A 14403-nucleotide genomic window follows, 5' to 3' on the forward strand; every position below is an offset into this window, starting at 1 on the left:
TTGCCGACCTCGTGTCGGAACAATTTGAATGTTGCGGCAAGGATGCCGCAAACGCCGACTGTCGTACGAGTTTGCTTCGCAAACTCGGGGTGAAAATGGAACAGAGCGTTCCGTTTTGATACAAGCTCAACCATGGCAAAGCACTCGTGTTCCCGTTAGTATTTTATTTTCAGCGCTTTTTCGGATTTACATTCATGAATTGACTACATTGTTCATTCAAGGTAAAATAAAACGAGAGGGGTTCTTGTGTTTCTTAAAAGACTTGAATTATTCGGTTTTAAATCGTTTGCGGATCGTACGCGCATAGAATTTTCGGAAGGAATAACCGCCCTGTTGGGACCGAACGGATGCGGTAAAAGCAATGTCGTCGATGCGGTAAAATGGGTGCTCGGCGAACAGGCGGCAAAAACCATGCGCGCCGAAAAAATGGAAGACGTTATCTTTAACGGAACCGAAAGCAGAAAAGCTTTAAACGTAGCCGAAGTTACCCTCACCATTTCAAACGACACGGGGCTATTGCCCATCGACACGAGCGAAATTACGATTAAGCGCCGCCTGTACCGTTCCGGCGAAGGCGAATATTGGATAAACAATCAGCAGTGCAAACTGCGCGAAGTGCGCGAACTGTTTTGGGACACCGGCGTCGGAAAAGCCGCCTATTCGGTTATGGAGCAGGGAAAAATCGATCAGATTTTGTCGAGCAAACCCGAAGACCGGCGCTACCTTTTTGAAGAAGCTGCGGGTATTACCCGTTTTAAAGTCAAACGCGCCGAAGCCGAACGCAAACTTGAACGCACCGAAGAAAATATGCGCCAAGTGGAATCCATTTTGAACGAAGTAAAGCGTTCGTACGATTCGCTTAAAATTCAATCCGATAAAACAATCAGCTGGCGCAAGCTTAAAGACGATATTTTCAACTTCGAATTGGACATTCAGCTTTTGCGCCTCAAAGGTTTTATTCAAACCAGACACAACTGCGAAAGCGATATTCAAAAAGCGACGGAAAACCGCAGCCGCGTGCAGGCGCAAATGGATGCGGTAAACGCCGAGCTTTCCGAGCACATGGACGAAGTCAATACGATGGAAGGCCGGCTTGTCGAAATGCAGCAAAAAATATACGGTCTTGCGATTGAAGAGCGCGCCAAAAACGAACAAAACCGTTTGCTTGAACAAAGCAAGCGCGAAACAAAAGAAAAAATCGACCAGCTTGAAATAAAAAAGAAAGCGCTCGACGAAAAAATCGAAATTCTTACCGAAGATACCGACGAGCAGGAAGGAATCGTTCATACTTTAAATAAGCGGCTCGAAGAGATTGCAAAAAATATCGTATCGTTTGAAGAAAATATTTCGCTTGCCGGCAGCCGCATTACCGAAAACGACCGGCGCGCCGCCGATTTGGAAAAAGAAATCGAAGGCTTGGGCGAAAAAAGGCTTGCGCTGCAACGGCAGCTTGAAGCGATTACCGAAAACATCGTTACCCAACTCGATGCGAAATTAAAAGAAGCCGGCTATTCGGTGCAAAGCGCAAAAAACGCGCGCGATAAAATCGATACCATCGTGTCGCAGCTGAAAGTGCTTGCAGCCGGCCGGCGCAAATTGTTTTCCGATTTTGCATCTTCCGGCACACAAAACGATACGGGGCGTTTTGTGCAATCGGCTGTCGGCGCGTTCGGCGAAATCGAAAAACTTTTGGCGTCTTTGGAGCAGGCGGTAAAAGCGTATATATCCGTTACGCCGAATTTTATCGAAGAGTTTTTATCGCCTGAAGGAATTATTACGCAAAAGCGCGCAATCGACGCACGTATTCAGCAAAATACGGCCGAAACCGATTCCAAACGCGAAAAAATCGCTTCGTTAAAATCGCAAAATTCCGACCTTGCTCTTAAAATGGAAGAGTACCGCGTAACGCTCGAAAACCTGCGCATAAATCAGGCACAGATGAAAACTCAAATTCAGTCGGGCGAAGACCAGTTGCGCCTTTTGCGCCGGGAACTTGCGGGGCAGGAAGCGGCGCTGCGCGAATTGGAAAACGATTTGTTTAACGAAACCAAGCGCTTTGAAGACACCGATGCGCGTATTTCCGATATGCAGGAAGAAATCGCCGGAATCAGGCGCGACGGCGTTGAACTGACCAAGCGCCTTGAAGAGCTTGAAAAAACGATTGTATCGAAAAACAGCGATGTTGCCGGAAAAAGAGAAGCGCTCAAACAGCTCACTTCCGACATTGCGAAATTCCAGCAGCAACTCGAAAAAGCACACCTCGATTTGGCGACGGCGGAAACCGAAATCCGCAATATTCAGGATAACTTCCGCGATACGCATTCGCGCGATTTGATGGAATTTGAAGATCGAATGCTTTCGGTTACGATGCCGCCCGCCGAGATCCGCGAAAAGCTCGCAGGCGCACGCCAAGCTTTGCGCGATTTGGGCAGCGTCAACTTTATGGCGCCCGAAGAATTCGCCGAAACGAAAGAACGCTTCGATTTTTTAAGCGCCCAGCTTGCCGACTTGCAAAAGGCGAAGGACGATTTAAAGCGCATCACCGAAGAAATCAGGGCGGAATCCACCGAGCTTTTTTTGGCAACCTACAATAAAATCAAAAAGAATTTTCACAATATGTTCCGCCGTCTTTTCGGCGGGGGCAGGGCCGAACTCCGTCTTGTCGATCCGCAAAACGTTTTATCGTCGGGAATCGATATCTTCGCCCAGCCGCCCGGAAAAAAACTGGAAAATATCGCCCTGCTTTCAGGCGGCGAAAAGACCATGACGGCCGTTTCGCTTTTGTTTGCAACCTACATGGTACGCCCCTCGCCCTTTTGTCTTCTCGACGAAATCGATGCCGCGCTCGATGAAGCGAACGTTTTGCGGTTTGTGCAAACGCTGCGCGAATTCGGTAACGTCAGTCAATATATCGTTATCACGCACAACAAGCGCACGGTTGCCGGGGCGGGAACTCTTTTGGGCGTTACGATGGAAGAATCCGGCGTGAGTAAGCTTATTACGATAAGACTCGAAAACGACGGCGAGGGCAACATTATTCTTCCCGCACCGGAACCCTTTGAAGAAGAAGACGTGGAACCCGAACAGGGCGTGTATATTCCGCCACATCCTCCGAAGCGCCGCAAAAAAGCGGGAGCCCCGGATAGTGCCCGGCAGGATACCGCGGAACAAGACGATCCCGGCGCCGCTCAAACCGAAAGTACCGGCACCGCGCCGGATCAGCCGAGTGAGCAATAAGCAAAAGCGAGGAAGTCTGCCGTGGAAAGCATAAAAAATGCAAAAACTTTGTATCTTATAGGCTTATCGGTTTTTATCCTTGGGTGTACGATTGTTTTGCTGAGCCGCTTTACCGCAAAAAAGCCGTTTTCCGCGCCGCCTGTTCAATATTCGATAGACGAAGAGCCTTTTTTGCCTTCCGAGCCGGGAACGATCGATTCGTACGTATATACAAACGAAGTTGCTCCTTCGTGGACAAAAGAGCAGGGCGAAGCGTGGTTTACTCCTCCCGAAGGGAAACAGCTTGAACAGCTTGAAAACTCGAACGATATTTTGGTAAAACGAATTTTGGAGAGCGCGCCGTGAAAATAGTGAAATTTGTAAAAATTGCACAAAACGTAAAAAAGCTTACACTTGTGTTTTGCGCCGTCTTATTTTTGCTTCCGGCCTGTAAAACTTCCCCTGCCGTCCCTTCCGACACGCCGCTTTCTGCGGCTCGCGAAGGGGAAAATGCGGCTGCGGAAACTACCGCCGAAAAAGAAGTCCCGGTGCCGGAAAGCCTTTCCGAAATGCCGCCCGAGAGCGCCGGCTCCGTATCGTCTGCCGGGGCGGAAAGCGCGGATAAAGCCGGCGAACCGCAGCCGCTTGACCGGATTGTTCGTGCGGAACCGCAAATTGAAAACCCGAACGCCGAAAGCGGTTCCGATCGCTTGATCGTGTCCGAACCTGCGCCTGCGTCCGCAGTAAAACCTGCTGAACGAATCGAATCCGAAAACCGGGGGAAAAAGAGCACGAAATCTGCGGAAAAGATCGAACCCGCCGTCAAAATCGTACGTGCTTCAAATACGCCGGCACAGACAAGCGCCGGTACTGCAAGTACGCCGCCTGCCGCACAACCGCCGGCGAGGGAAAAAAATATGCCGAGTGCGGGTACTGCAAGTACCTCGACCGCAACACAAACACCGACTGCGTCGGAACCTCAAGTAAGGGTTGTACCGCCGACTTCATCAGCTGCAAGTGCCTCTGTAGCAAATGTACCCGCACGGGAGAGTACGATTGAGACTGCACAAACCCCGTCTTCGCCTACAATAATAAGCCGCACGGCAAATGCAAACGCTGCAAGTACGCCGCCTGCCGCACAACCGCCGGCGAGGGAAAAAAATGTGCCGAGTGCGGGTACTGCAAGTACGCCTGCAGTGCGCTCCGACAGTACGCCTGCGCGGGTAACGCCGGCACAGACGAGTGCAAACGCAGGTACCGCGCGCATACAAGCGGAAAATACGCCGAGTGCACAATCCGCAATAATAAACCGACCTGCTGCCGCACGAAGTTCGGCACAGACGCCGGTGACTGCTGCGGGTACAAAAAGAGCTGAAAGTGCGGATCTTTCTGCGGAAAGCGGCTTCGGTTTGTCGTCGGAGCCGGAAGTCGAACTTGCGTCGGAAGACGGTGCCGGCTCAAGTTCCGAGACCGCCGTGCCCGCGATAGTTCCCCGCCGCAGCGTAAACGCGAAGATAAATCAGTTTATCGATATTCCGTATTCGGGAAGAAAATGGATATTTTTAGGTGAAACCGAAGCGACGTCTCCGCCCGTCGTGCGCTTTGTAAACCGTACGTTTTCGGGCGACGACACCCTGTTTTCGGTTCAGGCGAAAAATCCGGGAAAAACGGTTTTGCATTTTTACCGGCAGGATGCGCTCGAAAATACATACATAGACGATTACGTCGCCGTCGAAGTGCTTGATGAAAAGGCCGTAGGAACGAACGAACACGTTCGGGCGGCTGAAATCGCTTTCGGCCAAAGCGCTTCCGCGCAAGCTGCTGCGTCTTCACCGGCCGCCGCAGAGCTTTCGAACGCTTCAAGTGCGGGTGAGGGTGAAAGAACCGTTCCTGCAGCGTCTCTGCCGGCGGCTGCGACGGGAGTATCTGCAGCAGGGGGAAAGACGGCCTCGGATGCGGCACAAAAAAAATCCGCCGAGGCGGAGCAACTCTATGCGGCCGCGCAAAAGGCTTTTGAAGAAAAACGCTATAATGACAGTTTAACGTCGCTTCAAGAATATGAAGCTTCGGCGGGCGAAGATTCCGATAAAGTGCTGATTTTGCGCGCGCGTCTGTACGAATCCGACTCTGAAAAACGCAACATAAAAGCGGCGCTTGAGGCATACGAAAAAATTGTTACCTTTTTCCCGGAAAGCGTCTTTTGGGACGAAGCCAAAAGACGCTCCACGTATTTGCGGCGGTTTTATTTCGATATCCGCTGACGCCTATTCGTCCAAGTTTACTCCGTGCCGCTTTTTGGGGAATTTTTTAAGCATGGCTACGCAGTTGCGCTTGCTCGTATACACAAAGCCGCCGTTCCAATATTCCAAAGCGGCAAAAAGAGCGTTTCCGCCGTCCTGATCGTCGCTGTCTTTGGTTCTGAACGAAACGTAATCGGCGAGTTTTTCGAAATCCTGCGTATGAAGATATTCAAGGCGCTTGCGGTTAAATTCGTTCCATTTTTCCAAATCTTTAAAGCCTTTTCCCTCATCTTCGACAATCAAGTGGGCGTGGGTAGGACTGAACGAATACCACACTTTCACTTTCTTTTTAATATCGCATTTGTTTCCGTGCTTTACGGCGTTTTTAATCACTTCGCTTATCTGCTGTTCGAGCAGGTTGATTTCTTTTATTTCCATCGGCGCGGACTGCACGATCAAAAGCGTAAAATAACGTATTTGTCTGAAGTCGGAAGGGAATTCTTTGTACAACATATCGGTGCGATCGAACAAAACGTCATTGTCGTCGCAGCGTAATTCTTTCACTTCGTTGGTTGTTTTCGGCATATCATTTCTCCTCAGTTATTTACCGCTTAAAAGACCGAGTGCTTCTTCTACGGTGCTTGCGATGGGGAAATATCCCATCAGTTTTGTCAATTCGATAACTTTTTTTACGGAACCGTGAACATTAGTGATCGAAAGTTTCAGATTCATCTTTTTAATCGTTGAACAAATATAAATCAATGCGCCTATTCCGGACGAATCGATATAATCGACCTGTTCAAGGTTGATAATGAAAGTTCGAACTTTTTTTTCAAGCATTTTCATTATCAGTTCTTTTAATTTGTATGAATTGTACAAATCCATTTCACCGTTTACATCGACGATGTAAATTTCAGCACTTTTTCTTATTTTCAGTTCCATGTCTACTCCTCTGGTTACTGTATCTTTAACACAACAAGGCTTTGATCATCGTGAAAAGCCGCATTTCCCATAAAGCCGGTTAAATCGGAATTTACCGCATCGGCGATCTGTTTACCGTCGCGCGAAGCGTTTGCCCCGATAACTTCTTTGAGTCTGTTTTCCGAATATTGAATCCCGTTTTCGTCTACCGATTCCACAAGACCGTCGGTATACAGTGCAATTATATCGCCGCTTTGCAGTTTCAGTGCATGATCGGCATATTTTGTCGTTTTTTCAACGCCGAGCGGCTCCGATTCCGATGACACTTTTTTCCACGTTTTTTCTTTTGCCGCAAAATACAGTACGGGGCTTGCGCCGGCGGTCGAAAACTGTATTTCTTTTTTTGCGGCGTCGTAGTTTATGAGCGCGAGGCTGGCATAGTGGTCTATAGCGCTTTCGAGCGCAATACCTCTGTTTGTCCAGCTTAAAATCGTCGACGCGCTTTGCGGCGTGTTCACGATTACGCGCATTATCGCTCGAATCATAATCATAATCGTCAGCGAAACCATCGATTTTCCGGTTACGTCGGCAAGTATAAACGATATGCGGTCGCTGCGCGCGGAAATGATGTCGAAGTAATCGCTGCATACGCCTTCGACGGTATTTAAAAAACTGCCGACCGAAAGTGCCGGCAAAGGCGGAATCTTCTTTAAATACAACGTTTGCTGTAAATTGCCGGCGATGAGCGCTTCGCGGGTAAGTTCGGCATATTCGCTTTTTTCCTGAAATGCGTATACGTTTCGTACGGCAATTCCCGCAAAATCCGAAAGAATCTGCGCGGTTAAAAGTTCTTCCTGTCCGAACTTTTCGCTCGTTTTTTTGCGCGCAAGGGCGATAATGCCGATGACGGTGTCGCGCACTTTTATAGGTACGAAAATATACGACGAAGCCTGTAAAAAATCTTCCTGCGTATTTTGCGCTATGCGCGAATCGGTTTGCGGCGAAAGAATCAATTCGCTGTTGCCCGTTTTTACAACCGAACCGAAAATATTGTCTTCAAAGGGAAAATCGGCATTTTTAAAGTGCGTTTTTACGGCAAGCTCTTTCGGCGCAATGTCTTCGGGCAGCTTATACGGCGGCGGAAAATCTCCGATAAGCGATTTGACGGAAACCAAGTCTTCGAATTCATCCACAAGCAAAATAGCGCCGCCGTCCGCCTTTGTATTTTGTACGACAATGTCGTTTATTCGATCCAACAGATACGGAATTTCCGAATGTTCCGAAATCGTGTCGGTTGACACTTCCGTGATGTCTTTGCCGGCTTGTATGATGCGGCTGTCGAGGGGAATTTCTTCTTCTTTTGCACCGCTTCTTGCAGGAACGAATCTTCGCGCCGAACGAGCCGGCAATTCCGCCCTTTGGTCCTGCTCCGCCGTGTGTTTATAAAAAAAGACGAGGCAGTATAAAATAAGCAAAAGTCCCTGCGTCAGCGCGGCGATCGCCGCCAAAAACAAGCTTGAAGTTCTTACAGCAAAAAAGCACCCCAAAAGCATAACAATGGCGGCCAAAAACTGGAAGATGCTTATGCGTATGCGTTTTATCTTTAAAACAACAAATAATACCAAAAGCGCCGCATTTACGGCAAGCGTTAAAAGAAGCGGTATAAAAGCCAACGAATCATCGATTACCATAAATATCTCCACTAAATAGTATCATTGTTATTTTTTAAGGTCAAGCCTATATTTTATTCTGTTGAATAAACGCTTTAACGAAAAGCCCCCGTAGGTGCTGCTCAATTCTTCCGCCGCCGTATCGAGGCTTACGTTTTCGCCGAATTTTTTCTTCAATTCATCCCAGTATTTTATGAGCCACACATACATATCCGCCGTCGTATATTTGCGGAATTTACGCATAATGTGCCGTTTTTTAAGCATGCCGATAACCGGCAAATATACCGTATTGTACCACGACATAACGGCGTCCGCCATACCGACCGGTTCGCTTTGATTTTTTTGCATGAATTCTTTATGCGTTATGATATGGTTGTAAATAACGTCGTATTCGCCTACGACGGAAAGGTCGAGCTTCCAATCGTCGGTTATGTCGCCGAATGCGGTTTCGGCGTAAAAAACGCGTTTTTCATAATCGAGCACGCGTTGCAGTATTTGTTTGCGCGTCATGCCCGGCTTTAATTTTATTTCGCTTTGCAAACTGATTACTTCGGCGTCGATGTTTTCTATGCCCTTTGCGCGGGCGACCGACACGCGGTGATTGCCGTCCCTCACAAAATACAAACCGCCTATTTCATACAGCTGTATCGGCGGCAAAATAACGTCCTGCAAGTGCGCTTCGTCTATGCGCCGCCAGCGGTTTTTTAAGTGCGCGCTGCGCGGAAAAAAATGATTGTCGAAGTCTTTGTAACGGCCTTCGCTTCCGGCGATGAGGTTTACGGGTACCACTTGCATGCCCAAGTATATTTCGTTTTTCGGTTTCAGCCATTTTTTTACATCGCTGAACGATAAAAGCTCACTTTCTTTCAGATCCAAAAGATGCTGCAAATCGTTAAACAGCGCTTTGTTTCGCGCCTTATTGAAATCGCTTTCGGTTTGAATCGAATTTTCGGAAAAATTCATCATTCCCCTCCGAATTCAATGACATAATGACTGTATGCGTTGATGACGGTGGTTGCATTCCACTGCGTAACGCGTTTTTCCTGCAGATCGTATAAGTGAATGTGTCCGTGAACCATGTAAGCCGGTTTGAATTTGCGCAAAAACCATAAAAAGCACGCAAAGCCCCGATGACAGCGGTCTTCTTTGTCGTGAATTCCCAAAGGCGGGGAATGCGTTAAAAAAATATCAACATAGCGGCCGTAGCGCAGTTTGTTATACAAAAGGCGGGGAATCATTTTTAAAAGCGAAAAAAACATTTGCCGGTCGGTGTATTGACATTCGCCGTTATTGTAGCGAATCGAACCGGACGTTCCGGCTATAAGCAGTTTGTTTTCGCGTAACACTTTAAAACCCGCGTACACGGCGCCGTGCGCATGGGTTAAATCGCCGGCAGCCGGCGCAATAAAAGACGTGTCGCGTTTTCCGTGGTAGTAGGGAAATTCTTCCAAATTGTGATTGCCGAACACAAAATACGTCGGCTTATTCAGCACCGATACGATATAGTCCACATATTCCATCGGCAAATCGCCGGCGCACAGCACCAAGTCTATATCTTTAAAATGATCTTTTGCCGCCGAGGAGTATACAAGCGGATCGATTTGGTCGGAAACGCACAGAATCTTCATTGATCGACTTTCCGTTAAACGTCCGCTTTGCTTAAAAGCTGCTGCAATTTGTCTTTACCGACCAGTTCGACCGGCCGCGTTTCCGCAAAAGTCATCGCCGAACGGGTAAAGCCCGAACTGGAACATACAACGCCTTTAGTATAATTTTGCTTTTTGATTTCTTCGACGAGCGAGCGCAGTTCGGTGTCTTCCACCGGATTGGTGTCGCGGTAAAAAACGAGTACGACAAGCTGCTGCCGTACGTTGCGCCAGTTTTCGTTTTGCGTATCGACGGCGACGATTTTACAGCCCGACTTTGTCATGCTTACGCTTTGGGGCGAACAGTTGAATCCCTTAATTGCAACCGATTTGCACAGTTCACCGAAAACCTGAGCGGATGCCGTTAAATATTCCTTCATGCTGTCGTTATTTTCAAGGTCGCGGTATTCAACCAGCTTGGCGTTTACATCGCGGAAGTTTTTGTTTTTTTCCGCGATTTTTTGCCATTGTTCGATGGCTAAATCTATTTTACGCTGAATTTCGTAACAGCCTGCCAAAAAATAACGGGCGTACAGGGTTTCTCTGGAGGCGTCGTCTTTTGACGTTTTTACGGCCCGGTCGAATTCTTCGACGGCCTTTTCAACGTTGTTTACCGCCATATAGCACGAGCCGCGCTCTATAAGCGATCTCTGGCGGAATTCCGGATCGCGCAGCGCCTTTTCGAATGCGGCAACCGCACCCGCATAGTCTTTGGAATCCTTTAAGATTTTTCCCAAGTAGTAGTAAAACGAGAACATATCCGGATTTAAAGAAAGAGCGGTATCTATTTCTTTTTTGGCTTCGCCGTATTGCTTTGCACGGTATAGAATCATGCCGAGAGCCGCATGGGCTTTGCCGAAGCGCCTGTTCGCTTTAATCGCCAAATTGTAATAGCCGAGCGCCTGATCGGTTTTATTTTTCTTTTCGAACAAAACGCCCGCATTGTAATAGTTTTCGGCATTGTTCGGTTCGAGCTTGGTAAGCAATAAATATTCCTGCAGCGCTTCGTCATCCTGATTAAAGCGCGCGTACAGTTCGGAACTCAATTTACGGAATTCTTTTTCGGGTATGTCCATCGTATCGAATACCGCGTTTTGATTTACGGTTCTGAATTCCATAAGGGCAAGTTCGGGCTTATTGTCGGCAAGGTATGCTTTGCCCAAATAATAATGCGCTTTGTAATCGCGGCTGTCGCTTGCGATAATGGCCTTCGCCACTTTTATTGCCGCAGCGGTCTTTCCCTGTTTGAGCAGCCGCTGAATACTGCTTATCCGTTTGGGAACGAGCAACGATTTACCGACAAAAAAAGCTAAAAGAACCGCGCCGGCACCGAGAATACAAATAATAATTATCTGAAATGCAGCCATTAAGCCTCCGATACTGTTATTGAAAGAGTATTTCCGTTATGGTAATATAAAACGAACTTGGAGTATAACCGTTATGGACACAAAACACCATACCCATACTATACCAGTTTTATGCGGTTTTTGTATACTGCTTTTACTGAATTTCTTCGTTCCGTGTGTGCATGCGCAGCAAAGTGCATCGTTTGAACAGGGCGCGTTTGCCGAAGGCGAAAGAATGTTCCGCACCAATCAGCCCGAAAAGGCCATCCCGCTTTTGCAAAAAGCGCTGTTGGAAAAAAAAGCCGCCCCTTCCGTCTATAACTATTTGGGGACCGCGTACATGCAAACCGGAAACATACGCAAAGCTTTGGACGTTTTTTTACAGGGCATTGAAGCTGCCGGTACCGATAAAAAGAGTTTATATTATAATGCGGGCAATGCTTCGTTTTTGCTTGCCGATTATGCCAAAGCGCAGGAGTATTTTTCGCTGTCGCTTGCAGCCGACTCTTCGTGGGCGCCGTCCTATCTGAATCGGGCAAATACGCTTGTGTATTTGGGAAAATTCCGCGAAGCGATAGACGATTACGGCAACTACCTTGCGCTGGCGCCCGATTCCGTTCAAGGATCCGAGATTCGGCGCATGATCGGCGTGCTGAACGATGAATTGGCTTTTCGGGAGCGCGAAGCTGCGCGCCGGGCCGAAGAAGCCGAACGCATTAAAAAAGAAGAAGAACGCTTGCAGGCGGAACGCGATCGCATAGCCGCCGAAAAAGCCCGCTTGGAAGCGGAAAAGGCCGCCGCCGAAGCGGAGCGCAGAAAAAAACTTCTTGAAGAAGTTTCCGCAGCATTGCAAGCCGGCTCGTCGACGAATGTTTCGGCCGGCACCGAAGGAGTATTGGATTATGAGTACGAAGAAGCTGAATTACAATAAGGAAGATTGGAACCGCAAATGGGAAAAAGAGCCGGCCGGTTCTTCTTGGGATACGCTCGAAGAAAAACCGACGCGCAAAAGAGCCCCATCAAAAACGGACTCAAGCGAAAGCTCCGTGAGCGCAAAAAAGTCTTCATCGTCCGTGCGGACCTCTGCGCGTAAAACCGCCGGCGGGACTGTAAGTTCCGGCTCCGGAGAAAAATACGCCGGTATCGGAAGCGGTATGTTTGCCGGCAGCGGAACGACTCGTTCCGGCAGTGCCGATACCGAATCCGCGGGTGCGCGTGCATCAAGCGCCGCTTTTTTGGGCGGAAGCTCGTTTTTCGGGCCGCCCGGCGGTTCCGACGGTTCGGGTACTCAATCCGGCGCCGGCGGGATCGGGGGCGCAAACAAACCTCCTAAAAAAGATAAAAAGCGCGTTCTCGCCGTTATTGTAATTGCGGCGGCCGTCATTGCGCTTTTTTCGGTTACGTTCATCGTCGCTTCCGCCGTGCGCGGCTGTCGGCAAAAAGACGGACTGAATGTTTTAAGTTCCGCCGAGCGGGAAAATACGCTTACGCTCGTAAAGCGCTATATCGAACGCGGCGAATACGACCGCGCGATGAATCTGCTCGATCAATTGCTTATTCAAAATGCCGACGATGCCGAGGCGCTCGCTTTAAGCGACCAAATCCTTGCGCTCAAGGCCGGGCAAAAACCGAAAGACGGTTCCGTAAATAATTTGAGCCTCGATACGAGTCAAATCGAAAAAGCCGTCGACCGTTTGGCTCAGGAAAACGCACGGGCGGCGCGCGAAAACGCAAAGAGCGCGGCGGCTCTGACCGAAGCGATGAAAAAACAGGAAGAACAAAAGCGTGCCGAAGAAGAACGGCTTGCAGCGCAAAAACGCGCTCAGGAACAGGCCGCGCAGGAAGAAGCAAAACGCAAAGCATACGAGCAGGAATTGGCGAAGAAAAACGCGGAACTACAAAAGCTTATTGCGCGCATAAACGACGAAGTCGCATCGGGAAAAGCGGGCATACTTTCCGGCCGCTATGATGACGGCTTAAAGCATTTTAAAACCGCCGATTCCCTTCTTCCGCAGGATCAAAAGGAATTTTCCGGCGGAAAACTTGCCGAAATTGCGGGAGTTTTATCTTCGGCGGCGCAAAACGAACCGGATAAAAACAAACAAACGCTTTTGAAAAACGAAGCCGTCAATTATGCGAAAAAAAGTTTAGCGCTGACCCCCGACAATGCACTGTCGCACTACGTATTGGGAAAGGCCGCTGCCGATGCGAAAAATTATCAGGAAGCCCTGAAAGAATTTACGCTCGCGGTTCAAAAGGACGCTTCGAATCCTTTATATTTTTATGAATTGGGTAAAGTTCAGTATACGATGAAAAAATACAGCGAAGCGCGTTCTTCGTTCGAATCTTCGGCAAAATTCGATCCCTCGTTTTATCAGGCATGGTTCAATGCCGCCTTGGCGTACAACCGTTTAGGCAGAATCGACGATGCGATGGGGGCTTTACGCAAAGCCGTTTCGGTCAACGCCCAGTACGATACCGCATGGCTGCAGCTTGCACGCTTTCAAGTGCAAAAAAACGACGGCAGCGGGGCAATCGCTTCATACAACAAAGTGCTGGGAATAGATTCGTCGAACATACACGCTTTGCGCGAATTGGGCTCTTTGTACGGAACGCAGCAAAATTATGCCGAAGCCGAAAAATACTTCCGCCGTGCGCTGAGTTATGCCGACAAGGATCCGGTTACGAATTACAATTTGTCGACTGCCCTGTTCGGACAAAAAAAATACGACGATGCGCTCGGCTATGCCCAAAAGGCGGTATCCTCCGACGCGCAAAATGCCGTGTACCGGTACAACCTCGGTTTGATCCACGAAGCTTTGGGGCATTTTGACGAAGCGGTTAAGTCTTATGCCGCGTCGCTTAAAATCGATCCGAATCATGTTAAGGCGAATATCAACTTGGGCAAATTGTACCTCGACGGCGGCGATATAGAAGGCGCTTTGGCGCATTTGACAAAGGCCGTAAGTCTTGATAAAAGCAGTTTTGAAGCCGTCAACAACTTGGCCGGCGCGTATTTGGCAAAAAAAGATTACGACAATGCGGTAACGTATTTTTTAGCCGCTCTGAAGCTTGAACCGAGGAACGAAACGGCAAAAATGAATTTGGCCGGCGCTTATGCTTCGGCAAAGCAGTACGATGCGGCAAAAACGCTGTACACCGAGATTTTGCAGCGCAATCAAAACAACCTTGAAGCCTACGTGGAACTGGCGAAGGTGTGTATCGCGCTTCAGGACAACGCCGCGGCCGAAAAGTATTTGGTTACCGTGCAGGCAAAGGATGCTTCGTTCCGCAAAGCGGAAGTTTCTTCACTGCTCGCATCGATCCGTTAAGCTGTTGCAAAAGCCGGTTCTTAAAATGCGGC

The 14403-nt window shown here is 48.7% G+C and carries 11 protein-coding genes; 5 read left to right on the plus strand and 6 right to left on the minus strand.

Going from position 1 to position 14403, the window contains the following annotated elements; translation table 11 throughout:
* Positions 1-246: 246 nt before the first annotated feature.
* Genes HMPREF9194_RS04265 through HMPREF9194_RS04275 form a run of 3 tightly spaced genes read left to right on the plus strand, consistent with a single transcriptional unit; the run spans position 247 to position 5477 of the window.
* Positions 247-3237 carry a chromosome segregation SMC family protein gene (locus HMPREF9194_RS04265; RefSeq protein ID WP_016525148.1) on the plus strand — a complete coding sequence of 997 codons (2991 nt, stop codon included), beginning with the start codon at positions 247-249 and terminating at the stop codon, positions 3235-3237.
* 21 nt (positions 3238-3258) lie between these two features.
* A complete protein-coding gene (locus HMPREF9194_RS04270) occupies positions 3259-3582 on the plus strand; it encodes a hypothetical protein (RefSeq protein WP_016525149.1) in 324 nt (107 codons plus the stop codon).
* Positions 3579-5477, plus strand: coding sequence for a hypothetical protein (locus tag HMPREF9194_RS04275; RefSeq protein ID WP_016525150.1), 1899 nt, complete (start codon positions 3579-3581; stop codon positions 5475-5477). The genes HMPREF9194_RS04270 and HMPREF9194_RS04275 overlap by 4 nt, the downstream gene beginning before the upstream one ends.
* A 3-nt stretch (positions 5478-5480) precedes the next feature.
* On the opposite strand, the gene HMPREF9194_RS04280 is transcribed toward HMPREF9194_RS04275, so the two are convergent.
* Genes HMPREF9194_RS04280 through HMPREF9194_RS04305 form a run of 6 tightly spaced genes read right to left on the minus strand, consistent with a single transcriptional unit; the run spans position 5481 to position 11060 of the window.
* Complete coding sequence (locus tag HMPREF9194_RS04280; RefSeq protein WP_016525151.1) at positions 5481-6041, minus strand: ATP-binding protein; 561 nt, start codon at positions 6039-6041, stop codon at positions 5481-5483.
* 15 nt (positions 6042-6056) lie between these two features.
* Entirely contained in the window at positions 6057-6398 is a 342-nt protein-coding gene (locus tag HMPREF9194_RS04285) for an anti-sigma factor antagonist (RefSeq protein ID WP_016525152.1), read from the minus strand.
* A gap of 14 nt (positions 6399-6412) precedes the next feature.
* Positions 6413-8068 (minus strand): GAF domain-containing SpoIIE family protein phosphatase, encoded by a 1656-nt coding sequence (locus HMPREF9194_RS04290; RefSeq protein WP_016525153.1) that lies wholly within the window; start codon positions 8066-8068, stop codon positions 6413-6415.
* 27 nt (positions 8069-8095) lie between these two features.
* A complete protein-coding gene (locus HMPREF9194_RS04295) occupies positions 8096-9010 on the minus strand; it encodes a hypothetical protein (RefSeq protein ID WP_016525154.1) in 915 nt (304 codons plus the stop codon).
* Positions 9010-9675, minus strand: coding sequence for a metallophosphoesterase (locus HMPREF9194_RS04300; RefSeq protein WP_016525155.1), 666 nt, complete (start codon positions 9673-9675; stop codon positions 9010-9012). Before HMPREF9194_RS04300 ends, HMPREF9194_RS04295 begins: the two co-directional genes overlap by 1 nt.
* 14 nt (positions 9676-9689) lie before the next feature.
* The gene (locus HMPREF9194_RS04305; RefSeq protein WP_016525156.1) at positions 9690-11060 is read right to left on the minus strand and encodes a tetratricopeptide repeat protein; all 1371 of its coding nucleotides are present in this window, start codon (positions 11058-11060) and stop codon (positions 9690-9692) included.
* Between the two features lie 157 nt (positions 11061-11217).
* Here HMPREF9194_RS04305 and HMPREF9194_RS04310 point away from each other — a divergent pair, with 157 nt between their 5' ends.
* Both HMPREF9194_RS04310 and HMPREF9194_RS04320 read left to right on the plus strand, forming a co-directional pair.
* The gene (locus tag HMPREF9194_RS04310) at positions 11218-11970 is read left to right on the plus strand and encodes a tetratricopeptide repeat protein (RefSeq protein ID WP_169558722.1); all 753 of its coding nucleotides are present in this window, start codon (positions 11218-11220) and stop codon (positions 11968-11970) included.
* Positions 11942-14371, plus strand: coding sequence for a tetratricopeptide repeat protein (locus HMPREF9194_RS04320; protein ID WP_016525158.1), 2430 nt, complete (start codon positions 11942-11944; stop codon positions 14369-14371). The genes HMPREF9194_RS04310 and HMPREF9194_RS04320 overlap by 29 nt, the downstream gene beginning before the upstream one ends.
* Positions 14372-14403: the final 32 nt, after the last annotated feature.

Source organism: Treponema maltophilum ATCC 51939 (assembly GCF_000413055.1).
Classification (GTDB): domain Bacteria; phylum Spirochaetota; class Spirochaetia; order Treponematales; family Treponemataceae; genus Treponema_C; species Treponema_C maltophilum.